This is a genomic window from Corynebacterium sp. LaCa_23 (genome assembly GCF_058182375.1).
The window spans coordinates 285,868-309,864 of the sequence record NZ_CP190825.1 but is presented as its reverse complement, the minus strand read 5'-3'; the positions used below and the strand labels follow the sequence as shown (position 1 = coordinate 309,864).

The following is a 23,997-nucleotide window of genomic DNA, read 5'->3' as shown; positions in this document are numbered from 1 at the left end:
TGACTGTGCATGTCGGTGGAATTCACAGCAACCCTCCAACGTTCCCTGAGGTTCCGCGATACGTCATAGAAAACGGCATTCCCGCTGAGATGGCACACTGGGGAGGTATGAAGATTGCATTTTTAGGAACCGGACGCATGGGCACCGAGCTTGCCCGCCACCTACTATCTGAGCACGAGCTGACGGTGTGGAATCGCACCGCTGAGCGCGCGCAACCGCTCGTGGACGAGGGCGCTGCGCGCGCCGATACCCCCGCCGCGGCCGTCGAGGGCGCCGAGGTCATCATTACCTCCCTCTTCGGCCCCGACCAGATCCGCGAGGTGGTCATCGAGCCGCAGCTTATCCCCGAGGGCATTACCTGGATCGACACCACGACGGTCTCGCCTGACGATGCCCGCGAGTTCGCCGCCGCCATCGATTCCTACGTCCACTCCCCCGTCGTGGGCTCGCTGGTCCCGGCGCGCGAGGGCAACCTGGGCGTTTATGTTGGCACGCCTGACGATGACCGCCGCGAGCTCGCCCTCGGCCTTGCCGAGGCCTGGGCGGGCGAAGAAAAGCTGATTGGGGTGGAAACGGCGGCGACGGCGGCCATCGGCAAGCTGCTGGCCAACCTTGCCCTGGCCGTGACCGCCGAAGGCCTGCTCGAGGCCCTGCAGCTCGGCGAATCCGAGGGGCTCGATTCCGAGGTCATCTTGCAGATGCTCGATATCACCGGCCTGTCGTTTATGTCCAATATGAAAGGCCCGTTCATCACCGGCGAGCGCAATACCGACCCCGGCGATTTCACCGTCGACGCCCTGGCCAAGGACGCCAAGCTCATGGAGAAGACCTCCGATAAGCCCCTGCCCGCCGTAACTGCTGCCATCGAGCGCTTCGCCGAGATGCAGGACATGGGCCACGGGAACCAGGACTTCTCATCCATCTTCGTTTTCCGCAATAAGGGCTAGTTATTCACATGTCGCGTCAACGAACCGCGGCTTTTTAGCGCTTTTCGGGCGAGTTATCCACAGGCTGCGCCCGCGCGCCGCGCTTTAGTTGCGCTATCACCTTAAGCTGCGGGGCATGACAGCACTTCAGGCATACCTCGCGGCTTTAGCGCCCGGCATCGACATCGTCGCCGGGTGCACTGGCATGTCCGCCCGCGAGCTGCGCGCGGCCGGTGCGCCGAATCGGACGGCGCGCACGCTGCTCACGCTTGCCGATGCCTTCTTCTCCCCCACCTCCTTTCCCCGCCAACAACGCCGCGCGGTAGCCGCCGCCCGCGAACGCGCTCACGCGCTGCCAACACTCGAGGTCATCGAGCGCTATGCCACGCGCGCCAAGACCAAGCGTCAGGCATGGCAGCTGCGGGTGGAGCTCTGCCGCACCGCAGCGGATACCGATGAGATGGAAAAGCTTGCGCGCAAGAAACTGCGCGAGATCAATCCGCCCACCCCGCCGCGCCCTGGCGTGCGCATTCGCCGCCGCAAGGACGCGCCGTGGACGCTCGCGATTACTGGGCCCTCCGCCCTCATCGCTGACTTGGAGTCCAACCTGGACGAAGATGCGCCCTTAGATTCCGTCGCGGGGCTTTTCTCCAGCTCCGCCGCCGCCCCGCGGCCGACGGTAACGACCAATGCGATCATCACGCTCGACGAGCTCGACCGCATCATCGATGGCGACGGCGAAGAAATCACCATCCAACTCACCAACGGCGCGCGGCTCACCGGCGCCGAATTGGTCGCGCGCGCCCTTTCCGAGCGCGGCCTTATCACCCTTGTGCATCCCTTCGAGGGCGCGGTAAACCTCTACCGCACCGAGCGCATGGCTAACGAGAAGCAGCGGCTCATGGCCGCCGCCGAAAATCCCGTCTGCCCGTGGCCGCGATGCAACTATCCTGCGGATAAGTGCCAAATCCACCACTTGGAAGCCTGGCAGCACGGCGGCGATACCAATATGGCCAACCTTGCGGCCTGCTGCCCATATCACAACGGCGTCAACGACGATGACCCGAATGCCCCACCTCGCCGTGGTCGCCTCGCCCGCAGACGCGGGCGGGTGGTGTGGCAACCGCCCTGGGCCGACACCGTGCCCGATGCCGTGCCCGGCCCCAGCGCCGGAACCTAGTACACGCACCTAGCGCCCAGGTCCCGCCGCCATTCCCGGCCGAGGGACGTGTCCTCGCACATGCCAATCATCTGCGCGCATGTCAGGTTTCCGCACGCGCGTGCATTGGCCACTGGCGCCTGTTCAGGCAGCAGTAACCCTGCTGCCTGAACAGGCATGCCCAAATCCGCCTCGCTGCTTCTTCTAATCGCGTCGCGGTTCAGCCGAGACACAGCCGGTGATGCTTAACCACCGGCAGCACCAACCACCAACTTCGCTAGCTGCAACCGGCGCTGGCTCCCGGTGGAGTCAACTACAGCCGGGGTTAGTTTCAACCAGCGCGGACTGCAAGTGGTGCCAGTGGCAAGCAGCGTTAATTGCACCCGCGCGAGCTAGCTGCTAGCGATGCGGACGGCGGCAGCGCGCGCATCCGCGAGGACCGCAGGCACGCCCACGCCGCCGGCCCAGGCGCCCGTGACGTCGACGCCTGAGGACTGGGACAAGGCATCGCGCACGGCGGCCACGGTGTCGAGGTGGGTGGCATCAAAGCGCGGCAGGCCACCGAACCAACGCTGGGTGAAGATTTCGGCAACGCCAGCCGCGCGGCCGTCGAAGCCAGTCAGGTGCTGCAGGTCATCGAGGGCGTAGTCCACGAGGTCGTCTTCTTCGGCGCGGACGATGGCGTCGTCGCCGAACCGGCCGAACGAGGCGCGCACCAGCGCCCCGCCGCGCTCTGCCAGGTGCGGCCACTTGCGCGATGACAACGTGAACGCCTTTGCGTGCACGTCATCTTGGTCGGTGGCGACGAGGATGCCGGAGTTTTGCGGCAGCGCGGTGCCGGAGGGATCGGTGTCGGATTCGAATTTGAGGCCCACGACTGCCGATGCCGCCAGCTTCACCCCCTTCAACCGCGTCGCCGCATCCGGCGCCACCTTGGGCAGCAGGCGCGCGGCGGTGGGTGCTGGTGTAGCTACCAGCACGCGGTCGAAGGGCGCGGTATCGCCCGGCGCGCCGGTGAGGCGGAACTTATCGCCATCGCGCGTGATGCCGGAAATGAACGTGTCAACGAAAATCTTCGCGCCGGATTTCTCCGCCAAGGTCTCGTAGAGTTCGGCGTAGCCACCGCGGAAAGTCTGGAAAACGGGCCCGGAAGCGCTGGGGTTATCCGCGCGGGCTTCCTCGAGGGAGCTCACGGCCGCAGAAAGGGTGACGGGGTGGGAGGCGGCGAGGGAATCGAGGGCATCGGCAAGCGTGGGGATGGTGGCGCGCAGGCCCAGGTCATCGGCGGTGCACGAGTACACCCCGCCCAGCAGCGCGGAAACCACGTGGTCCACCAGGTCCCCGCCGTATTGTTGACGCACCAACTCACCGACCGAAACATCGCCGCCCACGGTCCACTCGAAGGGCTGCTCGTTATCGATGCGCCGCGCCGTCTCCGCCGAAACCAGGTGCGCAACCGGCTCGGAATGCGACGGAATGCCCATCACCCCGCCCTGCGGCAGGGCCTTGAGCTCCCCGCTGTAGACCAGCGAGCGCAAACCTGACGGGTCAACTAAACTCCCGGCAAGGCCGAGGGAGTGGAAGAACTCCACGGCATCGCGCCGCCGGGCGAGGAAAGCCTCGGCCCCCATGTCGGTGGGGCCGTCATTAAACGGCACCGAATACAGCTTGCCGCCAATCCGCCCGGCGGCCTCGAAAACCTCGACGTCGTGATCACGCAGTTCGTAGGCGGCGGTAAGGCCGGCGAGGCCGGCACCGATGATGGCAATACGCATTTAGCCCTCCTCGTGAATGATGGATACGGCGCGGGTGATGGCCTCCGCGTCGGTGGTGGGCAGCACCCCGTGCCCAAGGTTCCAGATATGGGTGTCGATATCGCCGCGCTGCTGGGCGCGCTCGACCTCGTCGCGGATGGTGCGCACGGCGTGGCGCACGGCATCGTCGCCGGCAAAAAGCAGCGCTGGGTCGAGGTTGCCCTGCAGCACGCGCGAATTCACGCGCTGCGCGGCGGCGTCCATGGCCACGCGGTAATCCACGCCCATGACCTCGGAGCCGGCTTCGGACATCGCCGGCAGCAGCTCGCCGGTGCCCACGCCGAAGTGGATGCGCGGGATATCGACGCTGGCCAGGATTTCCTGCGAATATGGCAGCACGAACTCGCGGTAGTCGCGCTCGTTGAGGTAGCCTGCCCAGGAATCGAAAAGCTGCATGGCGTCGATGCCGGCATCGACTTGCACCCGCAGGAAATTAATGATGGTGGGCACGAGCCGACGCATGAGCATGTGCCACGTCTCGGGCTCGGCGTGCATGAGCGCCTTGGTGCGCTCGTGGTTCTTGGACGGCCCACCCTCGATGAGGTAGCTGGCCAGGGTAAATGGCGCGCCGACGAAACCGATAAGCGCTTGGGTCTCGGTCAGCTCGTCGAGGATTCCCGCAATGCCTTGGGCGACTTCAGGCACGTCAGCTTCCAGAATAGGCAGCTTGCCGATGTCCCCCTTCTCCCTCACCGCCTTCTCCATCACCGGCCCGCGCCCAGGCACGATGTCGACGTTGACACCGGCGGCCTTGAGTGGGACCACGATATCGGAAAAGAGGATGGCCGCGTCCACGTCGTGGCGGCGCACCGGCTGCAGGGTGATTTCTGCCAGGAGTTCCGGCATGAAGCAAGAGTCCAGCATGCTGATGCCCTCGCGGGCGGCGCGGTACTCCGGCAGGGAGCGACCAGCTTGTCGCATCAACCACACCGGCGGGCGGGAGGGAGTGCGGCCGAGGGCGGCGTCGATAATGGGGGCGCGGTTAAGTCGAGACATACCCCTCATTATGAATCAAAAGTTGGAGCAGGGGCTAATTTGCCGCGCCTTTGCCCGCGCGCTTCATGCGTGTCAATGGCGCCTCGGCTTGCGCGCTAGCCCTGCGATCAGCGTCCGTCAGCCGTAGGCCAGCTGCGCACTAACCTCGCGTGAGGCGAGCGCTAGCCCTGCGATCAGCGCCCGTCAGCCCCGCCCGTGGAGGCTGCGGTGGGCGATAAACCGATTGGACTGGGGCCGGAAGAGCAGAACCACCGCGATAAGCAGCGTCACGGCGATCAGTAGCAGGCCGAGACCACCGATACCAAGCGCCAGTGCTGCGATATTGAAGAAGAGGGCAATCGCAATGACAACGGAAATAATGCGGCGCGCCCACTTCGATCCGTTGGCGAGTTGCGCGGAAAAGAGCGCCAGAATGATTGCGCCTATGATATTAAACACCGCGACGAATAGGCGGTTCGACCGCACGTACTCGGCGACGCGCGAATCCGAGGGCTCCATCTGCTCGCCACCTCCGCCGAAGATGCCGACCATGCCGCTGACCAGCATGATGACGGCTGCAACAACGAGTACCCAATACGCCCACTGGAGCGGGCGCGGCCACACGGACAAGTCTTGTTCCTGGGTGATGTTCTGTACGGGGCGGTTATAGTCGCGGGGCCCTGGGCGTTGATTCTTATCCGCAGGACCGTCGCTTTGACCATCATCGCGCCGGCCGTGGCCGGGGAACATGCTGGTCATCGGTTGACCCTGTCGTCATCGCCCCTGTTTTGGGAGGCGGAATTCCGCGGAGACTGATTGCGGCCGACTTTATCTTTGGAGTCCTTTTGCTTGGCGTCCTTCTCTTTGGCGTCCTTCTCCTTGGCCTCCTGCTTTTCGCGCTTCTCACGCTCTTTATCGCGGCGCGCCTGCTCGAGTTCCTTTTCCAGCTCGCGCATTTGCTCGAGCTCGCCGGTGTAGTCAAGGGTGTCGGGCTTAATGGAGAAGATGAGCCCCAATACGGCGGCGACGCCGACCAAGATCTGTACCATGCCGTCGGCAGCGAAGAGCCAGTCGGGGACGTCGGCACCCGCGGGCGTGACCATGAAGGTCAGAAGGATGCGGAAACCGAAGTAAATGGAAAAGGCGAACCAGATGCGGCGCGAGGTGCCCGCGCGTTTTGATGGCTCTGCCAGCGACTTCAGCAAAAACAGCAGCAGCACCAGCACGCCGATGGCAATGGCTGCCGACAGCGCCACCGATCCATAGGCGGCCATTTCAATTAAGGAGTCCGAAACTTCTTCGCCGTCCTCGCCACCCGAGGCGCTTTCGACCATCTGCTTGGCCTGCGCCATGAGCACATCGTGGTTGAGCAGGGTCAGCACCACGTTGAGGATCTGGTGGACGGTCTCGCCGACGACGACGCCCAGCCAGAGCCACAACATGTAGACCACGGTCTCGGGGCGCTTGGAACCGCCCTTCGCGTCCTTGCCGCGCTGACCGCGCGGGCCATGCGGGGCGCCGCCCTGAGGCGACCCGGGCTGTGGCTTAGGCCGCGAGTCTCGTTGAGGCTCTCGCTGCTTATCGCGCTGGGGCCCCTGCTGGCCGCGCGGGTCACCTGCCTGCGAATCGCCTAGCTGCGGTTCCTGCTGACCGTGCGGGTCGCCAGCCTGAGGCGATCCGGGCTGGGGCGGCTCGGGGCGCGGCGACGCGGGCGGCGGCGTCGGACGAGAAGAAGGCTGTGTCACAAGAATCCTTTACTTGAGCAGGCGTGCGGCTTCGGTGGCGAAGTAGGTCAGGATCTGGTCGGCACCGGCGCGCTTGAAGGCGGTGAGCGACTCGAGCATGATGGCCTCGCCATCGACCCAGCCGTTGGCGGCACCGGCCTTGATCATCGCGTACTCGCCAGAGACTTGGTAGACGGCAACGGGCACCGGGGAGGTCTCCGCGACTGCGGACAAGACATCCAAATACGGCAGGCCGGGCTTGACCATGACGAAGTCGGCGCCCTCCTCGATATCGAGCTCGGCCTCCAGCAGGGATTCGCGGAAGTTGCGCGGGTCTTGCTGGTAGGTGCGGCGGTCGCCCTCCAAGGAGGAGCCGACGGCCTCGCGGAAGGGGCCAAAGAAGGCGGAGGCGTACTTCGCGGAGTAAGCCATGATGGACACGTCATCGCGCCCGGCCTCATCGAGATCGGCGCGGATGGCGGCAACCTGGCCGTCCATCATGCCGGACGGGGAAATGATCTGCGCGCCGGCTTCGGCCTGAGAGCGGGCCATTTTTTGGTAGAGCTGGACGGATTCATCGTTAAGCACGCGGCCCTGGTCATCGAGGACACCGCAGTGCCCGTGCGAGGTGAACTCGTCGAGGCAGGTATCGGCCATGATGATGAGGTCATCGCCAAACTCCTCGCGCAGGGCGGCGATGCCACGGTTCAAAATGCCGTCGGGATTCCAGGCCACGGAGCCGGTGGCGTCCTTGTCCTTTTCCAGCGGAACGCCGAACAGGTCCACGCAGGTAACGCCGGCCTCGAGGGCTTCTTCGGTCGCGCGGCGCAGCGAGTCAAAGGTGTGCTGGTACGCGCCGGGCATGGAGGAAATCTCATTCGGCTCATCGAGGCCGTCTGCGATAAACATCGGCAGAATTAAGTCCGATGGGCGCAGCGTGGTTTCGGCGACGAGGTTGCGCATCTGCGGCGTGGAGCGCAGTCGGCGGGGGCGGCGGGCAGGAAAAGAGCTCATTGGGTACTCCTTAGAGCGAGACTAAAAACTTACGCCTTCTCGACCTTAGTAGTCTTCTTGCGCGCGCGACGCTTCTTGCGGGGCGCGGGCAGGTTACCGGCAGCGCGGAGGGCGGCGACGTGGCTGGCGAGGGCATCGACAAGCGCGGGCACGTCCGCAACATCCGGCACGACATCGACGCGCAGGCCCAGCTCTTCTGCGGCCGCGCTTGCCGATGGCCCGATGCACGCGATGATCGTCCGCTGGTGCGGCTTGCCGGCGATGCCCACCAGGTTGCGCACGGTGGACCCGGAGGTAAAGGCCACGGCGTCGAAGCCGCCGGTCTTGATCATGTCGCGGATTTCGGCCGAAGGCGGGGCGGCGCGCACGGTGCGGTAGGCCACGACGTCGTCGACGTCCCACTGGAGGGCTTGGAGGCCATCGACAAGCGTATCGGCGGCGATATCGGTGCGCGGCAGGAGGACGCGGCTCACGGCGTCGATGTCCTCGACGTAATTGGGAAAGACCTCGAGCAGGCCCTCGGCGTTTTGCTTCTTCTTGTGCGGCAAAAGCTCCGGCACCATGCCTTTGGCGCGGATGGCATCGGCGGTCTTGGTGCCCACGGCGGCGAGGTGCACGCCGGCGAAATCGCGCGCGTCCAGGCCGAGCTGGGAAATCTTATCCCACACGGCGGTCACGGCGTTGACGGAGGTAAAGACGATCCACTTGTAGCGGCCCTCGACAATGCCCTTGATGGCGCGGTCCATCTGCGCCGGGTTGCGGGGTGGCTCGATGGAAATCGTCGGCACGTTTTGTGGGATGGCGCCGTAGCCGGCCAGGCGCGCGGACATGGGCCCGGCCTGTTCCTTGGTGCGCGGCACCAGCACGCGCCAGCCGTAGAGCGGGCGGTTTTCCCACCACGAGTACTTGGTGCGGTCATCGATGCTGCGGCCGAGCGTGACCACCAGCGGGCCGGACAGGTCTGCATCCAGCTTGGCGATGGTCCCCAGCGTCGTCTCGTACGTGCGCTGCAGGCGCGTGGTGCCGTGGACGGTCACAAAGGCCTCGGTTTCCGCCGGCATGCCGCGCTGCTGCAGCTCGGTGGAAATCTCCGCGAGGTCGTCCTTGGTGGCTTGCAAGACGATGGGCTGGGTGGCATTGGCGAGTGCGTCCCAGTCGGCTCCATCGGTGACATCGGCCTCCGTGTACGTCGAGCCCAGGGCCAGCCCGGCAAAAGACGGCACGGTTGAGGGCAGGGACATACCCGGCACAACCTGGAATTTCAGGCCGGCGGAGGCCACGGCGTTGATTTCGGCCTTGATGGATTCGCGGTTGAGCGGGTTGCCGGTCACGAGGCGGATGACGTCCTCGCCATCGGCCTCGGCAAGGCACTCGCGCAGCTGGCTGACGATGTCCTCGCCCGGTGCATAGACCACCGCGGCGGTCGGTGCCGGCGGGCGGGGCGGCTTACGGCGCGCACCCTTGGCCTTGGCATCGGCGCACATTTGCGCATATTCCTCTTCCGCGGCATCCAACAGTTCTTGCGGGACGGGCAGCGCGGTGGCGACTGCATCGCGCACTCCCTGCATGACCTGCGGATCGGCCACGGCGATAGCGTTATTGGCCAGAACTTCGCGGGCGCGGACGGTCAGCAGGTCTGGGTTTCCCGGACCAGCGCCCACGAAGACGATCTTGCCCAACTGGGTGTCTGACACAGCATTGCTCATAAAGTTCTTTTCTAGATCTGGGCCCGCGGCACCGCACACGGACATGATCGCCTGCAGTGTTTCTCCCCGCGCCGTCGGTGGGTATCAAGGTCATAACGGCCAAAATCCCAGGCGCGACGTCCTGGGATGCCCTTAAAGGGGGCCGGGTATCATTGCAAAAAATGATCTATGGTATCTACACCTTAAATTATTAGCGCTTAAAGTAGAAATTACTGACCAAGTAGGTCGGCCGCGCCTTGGGCGAAAAGCTCGTCAGAGACCCGCGCGCCCAACTCTGCCGCTTCCGCAGCGTCCGCCGCGGTGCCGGAGGCGGTGGCGGTCAATTGGCGGGAACCATCCAGCGCAAAGACGCCGCCGCGCACCGTGAGCTGATCACCATTCCAGCGAGACGTAGCGGCCACGGGCGCGGTGCAGCCGGCCTCGAGGCGGGCGAGAACGGTGCGCTCGGCGAGGGCTGCAGCGGTGGCTTGATCATCGACAACGGCGTCGAGCGCCGCGGCGGCCTCAGTGCCGGCGACGGCCTCGATGGCAAGCGCACCCTGGGCGGGGGCGGGCATGAATAATTCTGGATCGAAGATATCGCTCGCCCGGTCCTCGTAGCCGCCGCGCAGCAGGCCGGCATAGGCCAGCACCACGGCATCGAGTTCGCCGTCGGTCACCTTGGACATGCGGGTATCGATATTACCGCGCAGCGGGCGGATATCCAGGTCCGGGCGCAGGGCGGCCAGCTGGGAGATGCGCCGCGGCGCCGAGGTTCCCACCCGCGCGCCCTCCGGCAACTGCATCAGGCTCATCCCATCGCGGGCGACCAGCACCTCGCGGCTGTCCTGGCGCTGCGGGATGACCAGGCGGAAGCGGTCATCTTCGGCCGTGGGCAGGTCCTTGAAAGAGTGCACGGCGATATCGCATTCGCCGCGGTACAGCGCCTCGCGCAGCGCCTGGGTGAATACGCCCACGCCGATGCGCTCGACCGGGGCCATATTGGTATCGCCTGCGGTGGTGACGATGTGGAGTTCGGAATCGAATCCGGCATCGATAAGCCAATCGCGGACGTGTCCTGCCTGGGTGGTGGCGAGCTTGGAGCCACGGGTACCAATCTGGAACATTTACGCCTCCTTATTCAGCGTGGGCAATTCATTGACGGCCACGGCAACGCCGGAGCCTTCCAGCTGCAGGCCAAAAAGCTCCTGCAGGGCATTTTCGCTGTTAAAGCTGCTATCCGATGCCGCCAGCTTCTTCGCCCGCACCGTCGGTTCATGCAGCAGTTTGTCGGCGACGCGCTTGAGGGCGCCTTGGACATCGGCAAGCTGCTTGCCCTCTAGCTCCGGGTGCTTTTGCTGCAGGCGGGCCGCCTCGCACTCCACGAGGTCCGCCGCGCGGCGGTGCAGGGCGCTGACAGCCGGTGCCACATCGCGCACGCGCTGGGCGGAGGTATAGGCGGCAAGCTCCTCGTCCACGATGGTGCGGGCCTGCTCGTGCGGGCTCGTGCCGGCCGCGACGTCGGTGGCGGCCGCGGACAGGGACTTGCTGAGGCGCTCGATGTTCACCAAGTCCACGTCATCGATTTTCGTTGCCTCGTCATCGATATCGCGTGGGAGGGAGAGGTCAATGAACATCAGCGGGTGCGCGGGCGGGATATCGCCGGCGGTGATGGTAAAGCCTTCGGCGCCGGTGGCGGAGATGGCGAGGTCGACATCGGCAAGCGCGGCGGCGCGGTCCTGAAAGTCCACCACGCGGGTGCGCACCCCGGCCTCTTCTGCGTGGCCGGCAAGGCGCTCGGCGCGCTCGCGGGTGCGGTTGGCAATCACCAGCTCGCCGATGCCCAACCGGCCCGCGTGGGTGGCCGCAAGCGAGGCCATCGCCCCGGCGCCGAGCACCAGCGCGGACTTGCCCTGCAGATCCTCCGCATCGAGGCGCTGCAGTGCCTGGTCAAAGGCGAAGGTCACCATCGAGACGCCGGCCTTGTCGATCTCCGTTTCCGAGTGCACGCGCTTGCCGGCCCGCAGCGCGGACTGCGCCAAGGCGTGGATGCGCGGGCCAACCGTGCCCTGCTCGGAGGCGGACTGGTAGGCAGAACGCACCTGGCCGATGATCTGCTGCTCGCCCACCACCATTGAATCCAGGCCGGAGGTAACGGACATGAGGTGTTCCGCGGCGGCATCGGCATAGCGCACGTAGAGGTAATTGCGCAGCTCTTCCTCATCGACCTGGGAGACTTCCTTAAGCACCCGGATGACGTCCTGCACGCCGGTGTGGAAGGCATTGGTCACCGTGTAGACCTCGAGGCGGTTGCACGTGGAAATGATCATCGCCTCAGTCAGGGACTCGGCATCAACCAACTGCCCGCAGGCGGAATGCTGCACCACATCGTCCATGCTCAACTTTTCCAGCAACGCCACGGGTGCCGATTGGTGGGACATTCCCACAACAAGCACGCTCATGCTCCACACTCCTCAACCTTTTGATTGACCGCAATGGTTCCAAAGACTACCCCGCATGGGCGTGGAACCCGAATCGTCAGCGCAGCTCGGCAGCCAGCTCTTCGTTATCGACTTCCCAGCAGGCGAATTCTTCCCCGTCTATCACTACAACGGGAACGCGGTCACCGAATTCCATCTCGAGCTCGCGGCTGTCTTCTACGTTGCGCACTTCCAGCTGGGCGCCGGCCTGCTGAATGACGGGGGTAATCTGCTCTTTTACCCGTTTGCAGGAACCGCAGGTGGGGCGCACCATGAGCTCGACTAGATGCTGGGACATAGGGGCGGGATTCTCCTCATAAGGACGCCGACGGTGGAAACGTTTACTATGGACATATTAGTCCACCCCGCGTTTGCGAAAGCTGTTTATTCCACTCGTGTCCGCTATACCTCCCCCCGGGTTCCCCGAATCTCCCCGCGACTTTTTGGCCAATTGGACGGCCTCGCGCGGCAATCTGCGCAACTTCTTAGAAAACCAGGCGCTGGCCCCCTTGGGCGAGGAAGAACAACGCGCCGCAGGTGAGGCGGCCGCTGCCGCCGCCTTAGAGGAATTCGGGCTCGAGCTCGAGGACTTCGCCTCCGGCATCGCCTCCGTCTCCGGCTCTTACGACGCCGCAGGCTCCCCGCGCATCACGGACCAAGATCCGGACGTCCCCGTCGATGTGGGTGCCGCCGCCTTTTTCGACGTGGACAATACCCTCGTTCAGGGTTCCTCCTTGGTGGAATTCGGCTTTGGGCTCGCCCGCCGGCGCTATATCCGCATCTCTGAGATACTCCCAGTGGCCTGGAAGCAACTAAAATTCCGCCTCTCCGGCGCGGAGAACGCAAAAGACGTTGCCGCCGGTCGCGCGCAGGCCTTGGAGTTTGTCAAGGGCCGCAGCGTAGATGAGCTCATCGATCTCTGCGAGGAAATCGTCGAAGCCTCCCTCGCCCGCCGCGCATACCCCGGCACCACGCAGCTCGCAGAGATGCACCTAGCCGCCGGCCAACAGGTGTGGCTGGTCACCGCTACCCCAGTCCAGCTCGCCCAGGTCTTGGCGCGTCGCTTTGGCTTTACCGGCGCCCTCGGCACCGTCGCGGAGGTAGAAGACGGCAAGTTCACCGGCCGCCTAGTCGGCGATATCCTCCACGGCCCGGGCAAAAAGCACGCCGTGGCCGCCCTCGCTACCATCGAGGGCCTCGATCTGGACCGGTGCACCGCCTACTCCGACTCCGCCAATGACATGCCCATGCTCACCATGGTGGGCACCCCCGTGGCCATTAACCCGGACCGCAAACTGCGCAATATCGCAGAAGAGCGCGGTTGGATCGTCCGCGACTACCGCTCCATCCGCCGCGCCATCCGCACCTACGGCCTTCCAGCGCTTGTCACGGCCGCCTTTTCCTATGGCGGCTGGCGCTATTTCCGGAAGTAGCAGCGCACGCGGCGGAGCGCTCTCAGCGTAGAAGCAGCTTCGGCACTAAAACCAGAAATCCTCCGCCGCCGCGCTAAGGCACGGTGCGGAGGATTCCTAGGCTGTTGGGTTTACTTACCCAACTTACGACGCTGCACGCGGGTGCGGCGCAGCATCTTGCGGTGCTTCTTCTTGGACATGCGCTTGCGGCGCTTCTTGATGACAGAACCCATAACAGGCGTCCTCACTTTCTTTTAGTACGTACTGTGAACCTGCCGGCGCCTGAAACGGCAAAGGTGCACTCTTTGCCACCTTGGCCGCACATATGCGGGCCATCACGGCGTGCCGACACGAATGCGATCCATCTTACCTAGTCCCCAGCGTGTCTCCAAAAGTGGCCCCGATGGAAACCCGCGGCAAGACGTCGCGCGGAAAAACGAGACAGCGCCCACCACCGCTGACTAAAAGTGGCCAACAGAAGTGGGCGCTGCCTGAAAGGCGCGAGAACCTACGCTCCGTAAACGGATGCCTCGAGGTACTCGTTGACGGCGGACTCGTGAACGCGGAAAGAGCGTCCGACGCGGACTGCCGGCATTTCGCCTGCGTGAACCAAACGGTAGACAGTCATCTTGGAGACGCGCATGATTTCAGCGACCTCCGCGATGGTCAGAAAGGTTCCTTTTTCTTCATTTGCCATAATTATCTAACCCTTCAGCTCGTTACGCGCTGTAGGCTTCCCCTCCCACAGGACTTCACGCACGTGCTTGTCCCAGCCTATCGTGAAACATGTGACTAATGCGACCCAAGTGCCAAATTTTTTCACAGCAGTTGTTCAGTTCACCGCCAAAAGTGCTGCGTAACAACCGCCTCATGGCTCCCGTACGGCCCCCGCGCGGTGTGAGGTAACTACACCCCCACCACGGGGAACTGGCCGCATTAGGCAGGCCGCTAGCCCAGCTCCTTGGCCTTATCGGAGCAGGCCTCGGCGGCGCGGTAGAACGCACCGCGCAGGCCGGACTCTTCCAGCTCGCGCACGGCCGCGGCGGTGGTGCCGCCTGGCGAGGTCACGCCTGCGCGCAGCTGCGTTGCCGAGCGGCCCGAGTTGGCCAGCATATCGCCCGCGCCGGCAGCCGCCTGGGCGGCGAGCTTTTCGGCGATATCGCGGGGGAGGCCGAGCTGCACGCCGGCATCGACAAGCGCCTCTGCCACGAGGAAAAAGTACGCCGGCGAGGAACCCGCCAGGGCGGTCGCGGCGTCGATATTCTTCTCCGGAATGACCGCAACCTCACCAACGGCCTCGAGCAGCTCCGTCACGCCCTGCATCTGGGCCTCAGTGACGTGCTCGCCGGCGGCGCAGGTGCACATGCCGCGGCGCACCAGCATCGGGGTATTGGGCATAACGCGCACAACAGGCACGCCCTCGCCCGCTGCGGCCTGCAGGGCCTCCAGCGTCAGCCCTGCGGCCATAGAGACCACCACGGCGTCCTTGGCTGGGTTAATCTCGCCCAGCAGGTCCAAGATGGCGTAAGGCTTGACGGACGCGAAGATATAGTCCGCGCCGTCCACCGCCTCGGCGTTATCCGTCGTGACGTTAACGCCATAGTTGCTCTTGAGTTCTTCACCGCGGGAGGCCGTGCGGTTAGTCACCGTGATATCGGAGGCATTAAAGCCCGATTCCACAAGACCCGAGGTCAAAGCCTCACCGATTTGTCCTCCACCTAAAATTGCAATCTTTGTCATAGTCTCCACCATGCCAAAAATAACGACACCCGGCTACCTCCACGAGGGAAGCAGCCGGGTGGTTCTCAGCGGATGGCCGGTTTAGAGCATGACCAAAAGCAGCGGACCAAAGGTCAATATGAGGCCGGTAATGCCTGCGAGGAACATAGAGAAGCCATCGCGGGCGGTGCGCAGCGCATGCGTGACACCAGCCATGATTGCGGTGACGCAGAGCGCCAGGATGGCCACGACGATGCGCGGGAAGTTATCCCACAGCACTTCAAAGCCCTTGAAGATGATGATCGCCAAGACGATGCCCACAACCACCATGATGAGGATGGACATGGGGTTAAGCTTCTCGTGCTCTTCGGTGATTTCCTCGTCCCGCACCTGGGGCAGCTCACCGGTATCGTCGGACTTCTTCGCGGCCGCGGCAGGTTTTTGCGCAGCCGCGCCAGCCTTGGCCTTGGTTCCCGCGTCCTTGGCATCCTTCGCTCCCGCTGCGCTCGCAGCAGCGGCACCTGCGCCAGCTGCGCCTGCCTTTTCCTTGGCGCCGGATTCGGCGCCGTCAGCGGCGTCCTTGCGCTTGTCCTGCGAGGGCTGCGAAGACTGCGACTTGCCGATGCGCTGGATCACCGCAGTGTCATCCGCGGACGGCTGATAAGACTTCTTCTCGGCGTCCTTAGCCGCAGCCTTGTCCTCCGGCTCCGACTGCGCAGGTTTCTTTGCTTCCTGCGCGTTTGCCTTCTGCGCGGGGGCGGGCTTGGCCGTCGGCTGCGAGGCAGAACCTGCCGCAGGCTTAGGAGAGGCGGTAGGCCCATTCGGCTTGCCGTTCTGCTTCGGCGCTGGGGACGCAGTCGGAGTAGCCGCGGAAGGCTTCTCAGCAGCCGGCTTAGGGGAAGCGGATTGGGGCTGGGATGGCTTGCTTTGCGCAGGCTTGCCGATGCCCGACCGCCCCACGCCCTGCTTCGAGCCTTCCTGCTTGCCCGCGGCTGGCTTCTCCGCGCTTGGCTTACCTGCAACGGCCTTGCCCGCTGCAGGCTTGGACTCCGAGGTCTTAGACTCCGCAGCCTTGTTTCCCGCGGACTGCTCGTCCTTGGATTTCGGCGCGCGGATGACAGGGGCGTCATCGTCGATGGAGACGCTGGTGTGCTTCGCCTCAGGCGGGGTGGACTTTACCTTCTTCAGGCTGCCGGTGAGCTCGGCAACGGATACGCCGCCCTCATCGAGGCTCCGCCGACGGCGGCGAGAGGTCTTCTCGTCCTTGTCCGTGCGGTCCTTCTTATTGCGAGCCAGCAGCTCGGCCACGGTCAACTGTTTTTCGTCAGCCATGATCTCTTCCTATTCCAATCCCTTGTCGGTCCGGCGCAAAATAACACCTTCGCGCAGCGCCCATGGGCAGATTTCTAACTTCTCAATTCCCAGAGCTCGCATGCTTGCCTCGGCAACCAAAGCGCCGGCGACGATTTGGTGCGATCGGTTCGAACTTACACCCTCGAGGTCCGCTCTGTCTGCTGCAGTCATGCGAGTGATGAATGAAATCAACTGGCGCAGGCCCGGTGCGGTCAAGGTGCGCTTGACATATGGCCCTGCAGACGAGGGTGCCGCGCCGGTCAGCCGCGATAGGGTGCGGAAGGTTTTCGAGGTACCCACGGCTAGGCCGGCGGGGCCCATCGCCTTCATCTGCGTAACGGCATCTTCAAGCTCTGCATCGATGAAATCGCGCAGCGCACTGACCTTCTTTTTCTCCGGCGGATCAGTATCGAACCAGTTATGGGTAAGCCGGCCTGCACCCAGATCGAGGGAGAAAGCCAGGTCAGGGTGTTCATCGGTACCGGTGGATAGCTCTAGGGAACCACCGCCGATGTCCAGGTTGGTGATACGCCCGGCGGACCAGCCGTACCAGCGGCGAGCAGCGAGGAAGGTGAGCTGGGCTTCCTCCACGCCCGAGAGGATCTGCAGGCGCACGCCGGTCTGCTTTTCCACCTCATCGAGCACTGCTTCAGAGTTAGGGGCAGAGCGAACCGCGGAGGTCGCGAAGGCGATAAATTCGGCGCACCCGAGTTTGTCACCCAGCTCACTTGCCTCACCCACGGCGGACACGAGCTTTTTCAGGCCCTTTTCGTGGATGTTTCCCTTCTTATCCAGCTGCTCTACCAGCCGGAGTGGGGTCTTCCAATCGCTCATCGGAGTAGGCCGTCCCCCCATTGCGGCATCGACCGCAACGAGGTGGACGGTATTACTTCCAACGTCTAATACACCTAATCGCACACTAATAGCGTAGTAGGTCTACCGTGGTTAGGTGTGAATCGCCCAAAATCTGACACCGTTTACCTAGGTTTTCCCGCGAGCTCGCCAGCGGCGGCATCGATTAAAGCCGGGCGCGAAGAGGCCCCAGGTTTTCCGCGGGAGTGGTTCGAATTTACCAACCCAAACGACCCTTACCACGTCTTTTCCATCGATCTCACGTGGGTGGAATCGCACTACAGCTGCCAATTTGGCACGTCGGCGTGCAGGGGCATCGATAAGAGCCAGCCCGATGTGGGCTGCTGCGTGCACGGTGCATATATGGCCGATGAACAAGACCGGGACCAGCTTTACGATGCCGTCTCCCGCATGCCCGCGCGCTACTGGCAGCTGCGGCCAGCGGGGGTAGATGAGTTCCTGGCGCAAGAAAACACCGATGAGCTAGAGCCGTGGTTGGAATGGGATGAGCTTGACGGCGAGGACGGCGAACCGGAGCCGGCGCTGAAAACGCCCATCGTGGATGGCGCCTGCATCTTTGCCAACCGCGCCGGCTGGGAAACGGGCACCGGCTGCGCGCTGCACCAATGGGCAGTAGATAGCGGCGAGGAGCTGACCGTGGTCAAGCCAGAGGTGTGCTGGCAGCTGCCGCTGCGGCGCTACGAGGATTATGAAGAACGCCCCGATGGGCAGGAGATTTTGCGCACCACCATCGGCGAATATGACCGCCGCGGTTGGGGCAATGGCGGCGAAGACTTTGATTGGTACTGCTCTACCGATGGCGCCTGCCACGCCAATCCGCTGCCGATGTGGCAATCGCACGAGGACGAGCTCGTCGCGCTCATGGGGCGCGAAAGCTACGATATTTTGGCGCAACAATGCCGGGCTCGTGCGGAGGCCGCCGAGCACGGCGTAAAGCTTAGCCAGCACCCAGCCAGTATCAAGGCCGGCTGGTATTAGAGCTCGAATTTATAGCCCAACCCGCGCACCGTCACCAGGTGCTTCGGGCGAGAGGGATGCTCCTCAATCTTGGTGCGCAGGCGCTTGATGTGCACGTCGAGCGTCTTGGTATCGCCCACGTAATCCGCACCCCAGATGCGATCGATGAGCTGGCCGCGGGTCAGCACGCGCCCGGCGTTACGCAGGAGGTATTCCAGCAGGTCAAACTCCTTGAGCGGCATCGCTACCGGTTCATCCACCACGGTGACGATGTGGCGTTCAACATCCATTTTCACGCGGCCGCCGGATAAGATCTGCTCGTCTTCTGCCTCGGCACCCTCCGCGGCGTCGGCGTGGGAGGACTGATCGTTGCCGCGGCGCAGCACAGCGCGGATGCGGGCGATGAGCTCGCGGGAGGAATACGGTTTGGTGACGTAATCGTCCGCGCCCAGCTCTAGACCCACGACCTTATCGATTTCCGCATCGCGCGCGGTCACCATAATGACCGGCACGGAGGAGGTAGCGCGCAGCTGCTTGCACACGTCGGTGCCGGACATGCCGGGCAGCATGAGGTCAAGCAGCACGATGTCGATGTCATTATCGGCGAATTTCTCCAGCGCGGATGGGCCATCGAGAGCGATAATCGGCTCGAAGCCTTCCTTGCGGAGCAAGAATGCCAGCGGATCGGCCAGCGACTCTTCATCTTCCACGATGAGAATGGTGGTCATTGTGCTTTATCCTTTCGACGTGCTGCTACGCGTGCTACCGCACGCTGGAGCCCAGGAGCCGCCGCATCGACGGAATCCCTGTCTTCATTATCCTGCAAGTCAGCCTCGTGCGCTGGCTTCTCTTCCTTATATATGGGCAACTCGATGGTGAAAGTAGAGCCCGTGCCAGGCCGCGACCACAGCTTGATATTGCCCCCGTGGTTGGCCACCACGTGTTTGACAATTGCTAATCCTAGGCCAGTGCCTCCCGTCTGCCGCGACCGGGCTTGGTCAACGCGGAAAAAGCGCTCGAAGACGCGCTTTTGATGCTCCGGCGGGATGCCGATGCCGCGGTCCGTTACCCGGATCAGCACGACGTCATCCCCCACCACCTTCTGTGAGACGGAGACCGGCAATTCCTCTGGCGAATAATTGATCGCGTTGGAAATCAGGTTAGACAGCGCCGTTACCAAGAGAGAACGATCGCCTCTGATCTGCACGCCCTCGGAGGGACCTTGGGTCAGCCTGATGGAGCGCGCGTCTGCGGCGAGCTGATTGCGCGAAATCGCCTCGTCAATGAGATCGTCCACGTAAAGCGGTTGCATTTCCGGTAGCGCTTCGGCGCCCTGCAGCTTGGACAGCGAAATAAGCTCGCTGACCATATCCGCCATGCGGTTGGCTTCTTTTTGCACCTTGGTACCGAAGTACTTCACGTGCTCCGGGTCCTCGGGGTCTTGGAGGAGGGCCTCGGCAAGCAGCGCGATGCCACCGACCGGGGTTTTCAGCTCGTGGGAGACATTGGCCACGAAGTCACGGCGCGCGGATTCCATGCGCACGTTTTCGCTCTCATCGGTGCCGTAGATGATGATGAAGCGGCCATCGTTCAGCGTCAGCGGCTTGATGACGGCCTTGACCTGCGTGACGCGGTGCCCGGTGCGGCGCTTGGGGATGGCCAGGTCCACGGTGCGGGTTTCCTTATCCTCGAAGACCTGCTCTGCGGTCTTCCAGATCTCTGGGTTGACGGCGCGATCGTGGACCACGGACATCTCGTGCGCCGCTGGATTGGACAGGATGATTTCCTGGTTCCTATCGAGCACCGTCAGCGCCGTGGGCGAGCCTTGGACCGCAAGATGCAGGCCTTGGCTCACGGTGGTGACCTGGTTTGCCTGGGCATCGCTCGCGCGCTGGCGGCGTGCCATACGCTCGCGCACCCGGGAAATTAATGGCAGCGTCACCGCGCAGACGAGCACGCCCGCGAGAAAGACAAAAATTAATTCCACGTGATTAAGCCTAATCATTAGAAAGTCCCCAGGGAGCACCTCCCCAGGGACTTATATGCAGTAGCGGGTTACTTGCCACCCTGCGCGGCGACGGCAGCGGCCCCGGCCTCGGCGGCCTCTGGGTCCAGGTAGGTGCCGCCCTCGTTGACCACGGAGCCATCCTCCGCAATCTCGTACACCAGCGGGATGCCGGTCGGGATATTCAGCCCGGCGATGTCATCATCGGAAATACCATCGAGGTGCTTGACCAACGCGCGCAGGGAGTTGCCGTGCGCTGCGATCATGACTGACTCGCCCTTCTTAGCCCGCGGCAGAATCTCTTCCTCGAAGTAGGGCACGAAGCGCTCGACAACGTCCTTCAGGCACTCCGTCTGTGGGACCTTGTCCAAGTCCGCGTAGCGGGGGTCGTTGGCCTGGGAGTACTCGGCGTCATCGGCAAGCTCGGGCGGGCGCGTGTCATAGGAACGGCGCCATGCCATGAACTGGTCCTCGCCGTATTCTTCCTTGGTCTCAGCCTTGTTCAGGCCCTGCAACGCACCGTAGTGACGCTCGTTAAGGCGCCAGTCACGGATGACCGGGATCCAGTGGCGGTCGGCCGCATCCAGCGCGATATTGGCGGTGCGGATGGCGCGGCGCAGCAAGGAGGTGTACAGAACGTTGGGCAGGATGCCCTCTTGCGCGAGCAGCTCGCCGCCACGCTTGGCCTCTGCCTCACCCTTTTCTGTCAGGTCAACATCGACCCAACCGGTAAATTGGTTGGATTCATTCCAGGTGGATTGGCCGTGGCGAAGAAGAATCAGTTTTCCGTTAGTCATGCCTCCAGCATGCCACGAAACCGCCCGGCGCGTCAGTGAGGCTAGTCTCCCATCGCGCGGCGTTGGTGGCAGTCAGGCACCGGAATCTGCTGGGCTTCGGCATAAATCTCCGTCAGCTCGCGAGCCGTGTTGGTCCAGCTAAAGCGCGCGGCGTGCGCGACGGCGGCCTCGCCCATGGCGATGCGCCGGGGGTCATCGTCCAGCAGCTGGGTCAAGGAATCCGCCCATTCCTTCGGATCGTGGGACGGCACCAGCAACCCGGTCTCACCATCGACGACGGCGATGGGCAGCCCACCCACGGCCGCGGCGACGACCGGCGTGCCAGAGGCCTGTGCCTCGAGCGCCACCAATCCAAAGGATTCGTTGTAGCTGGGCACCGCCACGATATCCGCGGCGCGGTACACCCCCACCAGTTCCTCGGGCGGGCGGGGGCCTAAAAAGCGCACGCGCTTTTTAACGCCCAACTCCCGCGCCAATTCCCTATACGCCTCCGGCGAGGCATTGGCCCCGGATGGCCCGCCGCAGATCAGCACCCGAAAATCGCGGGTGGGCTCGCGGTGGCAGAGCTCGGCGGCGGTGCGGATGAGGACTTCGGGCCCCTTGAATTTCTGTAGCCTCCCCACAAAGGCGATGACCTTGGTGTGCAGCGGGATGCCCAGCTCGCGGCGGGAGCGCTCCGTATTGCGGTCGGTGCCAGGGGTGAAAAGGCCCACGTCGGCACCCGGGGAGACCACGCGAATGATGTCGCGCTCGGCATCGTAATGCTCCGCCAAGTCGCGGGCTTCCTGATCGGTATTGACCACCAGGAGATCGGCATTATCTACCAATTGCTGCTCGCAGATGCGCCGCGCCTCCGATTCCACGGTGTCCTCGGCGGTGCGGTAAGCGTTTTTCACCGCGGCCAACGTGTGGGCGGTGTGGACGAGGGGGATGCCCCAAAGATCGCGCAGCAGCCACCCCACTTGGCCGGACAGCCAGTAGTGGGAATGAATAAGGTCATATTTTTTGCCCTGCCACTTGGCAAATTGCACCACGCCGCCGGAAAAGGCCGCGAGCTGGGTGGGCAAATCTTCCTTTTCTAGCCCCTCAAAGGGGCCTGCCACGATGTTGATCACCCGCAGGTTGGGGGCCACGTCCACGATTTCTTTGTGGCTGGGGCGGGTAGCGCGGGTATAGACGTCCACCTCCACGCCAAGCTGGGCTAATTGGCAGGCAATATTTAAAACGTAGACGTTCATTCCGCCGGCATCCCCGGAGCCAGGCTGCTCAATGGGGGAGGTATGCATAGAAATCATGGCGATGCGCATGTTGTCCCATCTTAGCGGCGCTATACTGGCCCCTGCCAACAACCTACGCTACCGAAAGGTCACGCATTGTCCGCTTACGAATCAAAGGCATGGCTCCAGTATTACCCGGAGTGGACGCCGCATAGCCTCGACTATGGCACCACCACCCTGTTGGACCTGTATGACAACAACCTCGAGGTCAATGGCGATAAGTCAGCCACGTATTTCTTTGGGCGCACCCAAAACTATTCCGAGCTGGACCGCCAAGTGCGCGCCGCCGCAGCAGGCCTTAAGGCCTTCGGCGTGCGCCCCGGTGACCGCGTAGCCATCGTTGCTCCCAATAGCCCGCAGTACATCGCGGCCTTTTATGCCATCTTGAAGCTCGGCGCCCAGGTTGTGCTGCACAATCCGCTCTATACCGCCCACGAGCTGGAGGGTCTCTTCCAGGATCACGGCGCGCGCATCGCCATCGCCTGGGACAAGGCCGCCCCCACCCTGGAGAAGCTGCGGGCTACCACCAACCTGGAAACGGTCGTGTCCATCAACATGATCAACGCCATGCCCACCCTGCAGCGCGCCGCACTGCGCCTGCCGCTTCCCCCGCTCAAGGCCAAGCGCGAGCAGCTTTCCGCCCCAGCGCCGAATACCGTGCCGTGGGAGGCGCTGATTGGCGATGCCATCGGTGGCAACGGCAGCGATATCAATACGCCGGAGGACATTGATAAGGACACCGTCGCGCTGGTGATGTACACCTCCGGTACGACCGGCGCGCCCAAGGGCGCGATGCTCTCGCACGGCAACCTCGTATCCAACCTGCTCCAGGGCAAGGCATGGGTCCCGGGCCTGGGCGATAAGCCAGAGCGCATGCTCGCCGCCCTACCCTTCTTCCACGCGTACGGCCTGACCATGAACGTCACCTTGGCCCAGCTCATCGGCGGCGAATTGGTTATTCTCCCCGTGCCGCAGATCCCGCTCATCATGCAGTTGATGAAAAAGCACACCCCGACCTGGGTCCCGGGCGTTCCTACCTTGTACGAGCGCATCGTCAAGGCAGCCGAGGAACAAGAGGTTCCCATCAAGGGCGTGCGCGCGGCCTTCTCCGGTGCGTCCACCCTGCCTTCTGAGACCGTCAATAAGTGGGAGCATGCCACCGGCGGCCTGCTCGTGGAGGGCTATGGCCTTACCGAGTGCTCGCCGATTATCGTGGGTAACCCCATGAGCACCGATCGTCGTCCCGGCTATGTGGGCATTCCTTTCCCGGATACCGAGGTGCGCATCGCCAACCCCGATAATCTGGATGAAACCCAGCCAGACGGCGTCGAGGGCGAGGTGCTGGCCCGCGGCCCGCAAATTTTCAAGGGCTACCTCAATAACCAAGAAGCCACCGACGCCGCCTTCCACGGTGACTGGTTCCGCACTGGTGACATGGGCATCATGGAAGAAGACGGCTTCATCCGCCTGGTCAGCCGCATCAAGGAAATCATCATCACCGGCGGCTTCAACGTCTACCCGGGCGAGGTCGAAGAAATCCTGCGCGAGCACCCCAGCGTCGACGACGCCGCCGTGGTGGGCCGCCCACGCGAGGACGGCTCCGAAGATGTCGTTGCCTGCCTCGATCTTGCCGATGGCGCCGCGCTCGACCCCGAAGGCCTCAAGGACTACTGCCGCGAGCGCCTGACCCGCTACAAGGTTCCGCGCACCTTCTACCACTTTGAAGAGCTGGCCAAGGACCAGATGGGCAAGATCCGCCGCCGCGAGGTGCAAGCAGACCTCATCAACCGCCTCGAAGCGGAGAAGAACGCCTAAGAACTAGCGTTC

General features: G+C 63.6%; 23 protein-coding genes. 5 read left to right on the top strand and 18 right to left on the bottom strand.

Annotation, left to right across the window (positions count from 1 at the left end; all coding sequences use genetic code 11):
* Positions 1 to 107 precede the first annotated feature (107 nt).
* On the top strand, positions 108 to 947 hold the full coding sequence (locus ACP8IT_RS01575; RefSeq protein WP_284609760.1) for an NAD(P)-dependent oxidoreductase: 840 nt from the start codon (positions 108 to 110) through the stop codon (positions 945 to 947).
* Positions 948 to 1,062: 115 nt separating this feature from the next.
* Positions 1,063 to 2,106, top strand: coding sequence for an HNH endonuclease signature motif containing protein (locus tag ACP8IT_RS01570; protein WP_490290271.1), 1,044 nt, complete (start codon positions 1,063 to 1,065; stop codon positions 2,104 to 2,106).
* A 371-nt stretch (positions 2,107 to 2,477) separates the two neighbouring features.
* Here ACP8IT_RS01570 and ACP8IT_RS01565 read toward each other — a convergent pair whose 3' ends face one another.
* From ACP8IT_RS01565 to ACP8IT_RS01525, 9 genes are all read right to left on the bottom strand, one after another.
* A complete protein-coding gene (locus ACP8IT_RS01565; RefSeq protein WP_490290270.1) occupies positions 2,478 to 3,860 on the bottom strand; it encodes a protoporphyrinogen oxidase in 1,383 nt (460 codons plus the stop codon).
* The gene (gene hemE, locus ACP8IT_RS01560) at positions 3,861 to 4,895 is read right to left on the bottom strand and encodes a uroporphyrinogen decarboxylase (RefSeq protein WP_490290269.1); all 1,035 of its coding nucleotides are present in this window, start codon (positions 4,893 to 4,895) and stop codon (positions 3,861 to 3,863) included. It abuts the gene before it with no gap.
* Between the two features lie 183 nt (positions 4,896 to 5,078).
* Positions 5,079 to 5,633 (bottom strand): tellurium resistance protein TerC, encoded by a 555-nt coding sequence (locus ACP8IT_RS01555; RefSeq protein ID WP_490290268.1) that lies wholly within the window; start codon positions 5,631 to 5,633, stop codon positions 5,079 to 5,081.
* On the bottom strand, positions 5,630 to 6,619 hold the full coding sequence (locus ACP8IT_RS01550) for a proline-rich domain-containing protein (RefSeq protein WP_490290267.1): 990 nt from the start codon (positions 6,617 to 6,619) through the stop codon (positions 5,630 to 5,632). Before ACP8IT_RS01550 ends, ACP8IT_RS01555 begins: the two co-directional genes overlap by 4 nt.
* Before the next feature lie 9 nt (positions 6,620 to 6,628).
* Positions 6,629 to 7,612 (bottom strand): porphobilinogen synthase, encoded by a 984-nt coding sequence (gene hemB / locus ACP8IT_RS01545; protein WP_490290266.1) that lies wholly within the window; start codon positions 7,610 to 7,612, stop codon positions 6,629 to 6,631.
* Positions 7,613 to 7,641: 29 nt separating this feature from the next.
* Entirely contained in the window at positions 7,642 to 9,318 is a 1,677-nt protein-coding gene (locus ACP8IT_RS01540) for a bifunctional uroporphyrinogen-III C-methyltransferase/uroporphyrinogen-III synthase (protein ID WP_490290265.1), read from the bottom strand.
* 209 nt (positions 9,319 to 9,527) lie between these two features.
* Complete coding sequence (gene hemC, locus ACP8IT_RS01535; protein ID WP_490290264.1) at positions 9,528 to 10,424, bottom strand: hydroxymethylbilane synthase; 897 nt, start codon at positions 10,422 to 10,424, stop codon at positions 9,528 to 9,530.
* Positions 10,425 to 11,759, bottom strand: a complete 1,335-nt coding sequence (locus ACP8IT_RS01530; RefSeq protein ID WP_490290263.1) for a glutamyl-tRNA reductase — start codon at positions 11,757 to 11,759, stop codon at positions 10,425 to 10,427. It lies immediately after the preceding gene.
* 76 nt (positions 11,760 to 11,835) lie between these two features.
* Positions 11,836 to 12,075: a glutaredoxin family protein gene (locus ACP8IT_RS01525; RefSeq protein WP_302525257.1), complete on the bottom strand. Its 240-nt coding sequence runs from the start codon at positions 12,073 to 12,075 to the stop codon at positions 11,836 to 11,838.
* A 97-nt stretch (positions 12,076 to 12,172) separates the two neighbouring features.
* On the opposite strand from ACP8IT_RS01525, the gene ACP8IT_RS01520 reads away from it, so the two are divergent.
* Complete coding sequence (locus tag ACP8IT_RS01520; protein ID WP_023016651.1) at positions 12,173 to 13,210, top strand: HAD family hydrolase; 1,038 nt, start codon at positions 12,173 to 12,175, stop codon at positions 13,208 to 13,210.
* A gap of 110 nt (positions 13,211 to 13,320) precedes the next feature.
* On the opposite strand, the gene ACP8IT_RS01515 is transcribed toward ACP8IT_RS01520, so the two are convergent.
* The 5 genes from ACP8IT_RS01515 to ACP8IT_RS01495 all read right to left on the bottom strand — a co-directional run bounded on the left by ACP8IT_RS01515 (position 13,321) and on the right by ACP8IT_RS01495 (position 17,179).
* The gene (locus tag ACP8IT_RS01515) at positions 13,321 to 13,422 is read right to left on the bottom strand and encodes a 30S ribosomal protein bS22 (RefSeq protein WP_003855542.1); all 102 of its coding nucleotides are present in this window, start codon (positions 13,420 to 13,422) and stop codon (positions 13,321 to 13,323) included.
* Positions 13,423 to 13,697: 275 nt separating this feature from the next.
* Positions 13,698 to 13,886 carry a helix-turn-helix domain-containing protein gene (locus tag ACP8IT_RS01510; RefSeq protein WP_005276651.1) on the bottom strand — a complete coding sequence of 63 codons (189 nt, stop codon included), beginning with the start codon at positions 13,884 to 13,886 and terminating at the stop codon, positions 13,698 to 13,700.
* A 251-nt stretch (positions 13,887 to 14,137) separates the two neighbouring features.
* Positions 14,138 to 14,929, bottom strand: coding sequence for a pyrroline-5-carboxylate reductase (gene proC, locus ACP8IT_RS01505; protein ID WP_023016649.1), 792 nt, complete (start codon positions 14,927 to 14,929; stop codon positions 14,138 to 14,140).
* An 81-nt stretch (positions 14,930 to 15,010) separates the two neighbouring features.
* Positions 15,011 to 16,240, bottom strand: coding sequence for an Rv0497 family membrane protein (locus ACP8IT_RS01500; RefSeq protein ID WP_490290262.1), 1,230 nt, complete (start codon positions 16,238 to 16,240; stop codon positions 15,011 to 15,013).
* Positions 16,241 to 16,249: 9 nt separating this feature from the next.
* Positions 16,250 to 17,179: a Ppx/GppA family phosphatase gene (locus ACP8IT_RS01495; protein ID WP_175279178.1), complete on the bottom strand. Its 930-nt coding sequence runs from the start codon at positions 17,177 to 17,179 to the stop codon at positions 16,250 to 16,252.
* Positions 17,180 to 17,212: 33 nt separating this feature from the next.
* Between ACP8IT_RS01495 and ACP8IT_RS01490 the strand changes: the two genes are divergently transcribed.
* Positions 17,213 to 18,112 (top strand): DUF3109 family protein, encoded by a 900-nt coding sequence (locus ACP8IT_RS01490; protein WP_490290261.1) that lies wholly within the window; start codon positions 17,213 to 17,215, stop codon positions 18,110 to 18,112.
* Here the strand turns inward: ACP8IT_RS01490 and ACP8IT_RS01485 are convergent.
* The 4 genes from ACP8IT_RS01485 to mshA are packed head-to-tail and all read right to left on the bottom strand — an operon-like array spanning position 18,109 to position 22,200.
* Positions 18,109 to 18,819 carry a response regulator transcription factor gene (locus ACP8IT_RS01485; RefSeq protein ID WP_490290260.1) on the bottom strand — a complete coding sequence of 237 codons (711 nt, stop codon included), beginning with the start codon at positions 18,817 to 18,819 and terminating at the stop codon, positions 18,109 to 18,111. The two genes, ACP8IT_RS01490 and ACP8IT_RS01485, sit on opposite strands and share 4 nt — an antisense overlap.
* Entirely contained in the window at positions 18,816 to 20,096 is a 1,281-nt protein-coding gene (locus tag ACP8IT_RS01480) for a sensor histidine kinase (protein ID WP_490290259.1), read from the bottom strand. Before ACP8IT_RS01480 ends, ACP8IT_RS01485 begins: the two co-directional genes overlap by 4 nt.
* 50 nt (positions 20,097 to 20,146) lie before the next feature.
* Entirely contained in the window at positions 20,147 to 20,893 is a 747-nt protein-coding gene (locus tag ACP8IT_RS01475) for a phosphoglyceromutase (RefSeq protein ID WP_005276632.1), read from the bottom strand.
* A 41-nt stretch (positions 20,894 to 20,934) separates the two neighbouring features.
* The gene (mshA, locus tag ACP8IT_RS01470; RefSeq protein ID WP_023028206.1) at positions 20,935 to 22,200 is read right to left on the bottom strand and encodes a D-inositol-3-phosphate glycosyltransferase; all 1,266 of its coding nucleotides are present in this window, start codon (positions 22,198 to 22,200) and stop codon (positions 20,935 to 20,937) included.
* Between the two features lie 66 nt (positions 22,201 to 22,266).
* Here mshA and ACP8IT_RS01465 point away from each other — a divergent pair, with 66 nt between their 5' ends.
* Complete coding sequence (locus ACP8IT_RS01465) at positions 22,267 to 23,985, top strand: long-chain-fatty-acid--CoA ligase (protein ID WP_490290258.1); 1,719 nt, start codon at positions 22,267 to 22,269, stop codon at positions 23,983 to 23,985.
* The last annotated feature ends 12 nt before the right edge of the window (positions 23,986 to 23,997 follow it).

Bases quoted from the DNA above. Each gene is read 5' to 3' on its own strand.
- ACP8IT_RS01575 (WP_284609760.1), top strand. From the start codon at position 108: ATGAAGATTGCATTTTTAGGAACCGGACGCATGGGCACCGAGCTTGCC.
- ACP8IT_RS01570 (WP_490290271.1), top strand. From the start codon at position 1,063: ATGACAGCACTTCAGGCATACCTCGCGGCTTTAGCGCCCGGCATCGAC.
- ACP8IT_RS01565 (WP_490290270.1), bottom strand. From the start codon at position 3,860: ATGCGTATTGCCATCATCGGTGCCGGCCTCGCCGGCCTTACCGCCGCC.
- hemE (WP_490290269.1), bottom strand. From the start codon at position 4,895: ATGTCTCGACTTAACCGCGCCCCCATTATCGACGCCGCCCTCGGCCGC.
- ACP8IT_RS01555 (WP_490290268.1), bottom strand. From the start codon at position 5,633: ATGACCAGCATGTTCCCCGGCCACGGCCGGCGCGATGATGGTCAAAGC.
- hemB (WP_490290266.1), bottom strand. From the start codon at position 7,612: ATGAGCTCTTTTCCTGCCCGCCGCCCCCGCCGACTGCGCTCCACGCCG.
- ACP8IT_RS01540 (WP_490290265.1), bottom strand. From the start codon at position 9,318: ATGAGCAATGCTGTGTCAGACACCCAGTTGGGCAAGATCGTCTTCGTG.
- hemC (WP_490290264.1), bottom strand. From the start codon at position 10,424: ATGTTCCAGATTGGTACCCGTGGCTCCAAGCTCGCCACCACCCAGGCA.
- ACP8IT_RS01530 (WP_490290263.1), bottom strand. From the start codon at position 11,759: ATGAGCGTGCTTGTTGTGGGAATGTCCCACCAATCGGCACCCGTGGCG.
- ACP8IT_RS01525 (WP_302525257.1), bottom strand. From the start codon at position 12,075: ATGTCCCAGCATCTAGTCGAGCTCATGGTGCGCCCCACCTGCGGTTCC.
- ACP8IT_RS01515 (WP_003855542.1), bottom strand. From the start codon at position 13,422: ATGGGTTCTGTCATCAAGAAGCGCCGCAAGCGCATGTCCAAGAAGAAG.
- ACP8IT_RS01510 (WP_005276651.1), bottom strand. From the start codon at position 13,886: ATGGCAAATGAAGAAAAAGGAACCTTTCTGACCATCGCGGAGGTCGCT.
- proC (WP_023016649.1), bottom strand. From the start codon at position 14,929: ATGACAAAGATTGCAATTTTAGGTGGAGGACAAATCGGTGAGGCTTTG.
- ACP8IT_RS01500 (WP_490290262.1), bottom strand. From the start codon at position 16,240: ATGGCTGACGAAAAACAGTTGACCGTGGCCGAGCTGCTGGCTCGCAAT.
- ACP8IT_RS01485 (WP_490290260.1), bottom strand. From the start codon at position 18,819: ATGACCACCATTCTCATCGTGGAAGATGAAGAGTCGCTGGCCGATCCG.
- ACP8IT_RS01480 (WP_490290259.1), bottom strand. From the start codon at position 20,096: ATGATTAGGCTTAATCACGTGGAATTAATTTTTGTCTTTCTCGCGGGC.
- ACP8IT_RS01475 (WP_005276632.1), bottom strand. From the start codon at position 20,893: ATGACTAACGGAAAACTGATTCTTCTTCGCCACGGCCAATCCACCTGG.
- mshA (WP_023028206.1), bottom strand. From the start codon at position 22,200: ATGCGCATCGCCATGATTTCTATGCATACCTCCCCCATTGAGCAGCCT.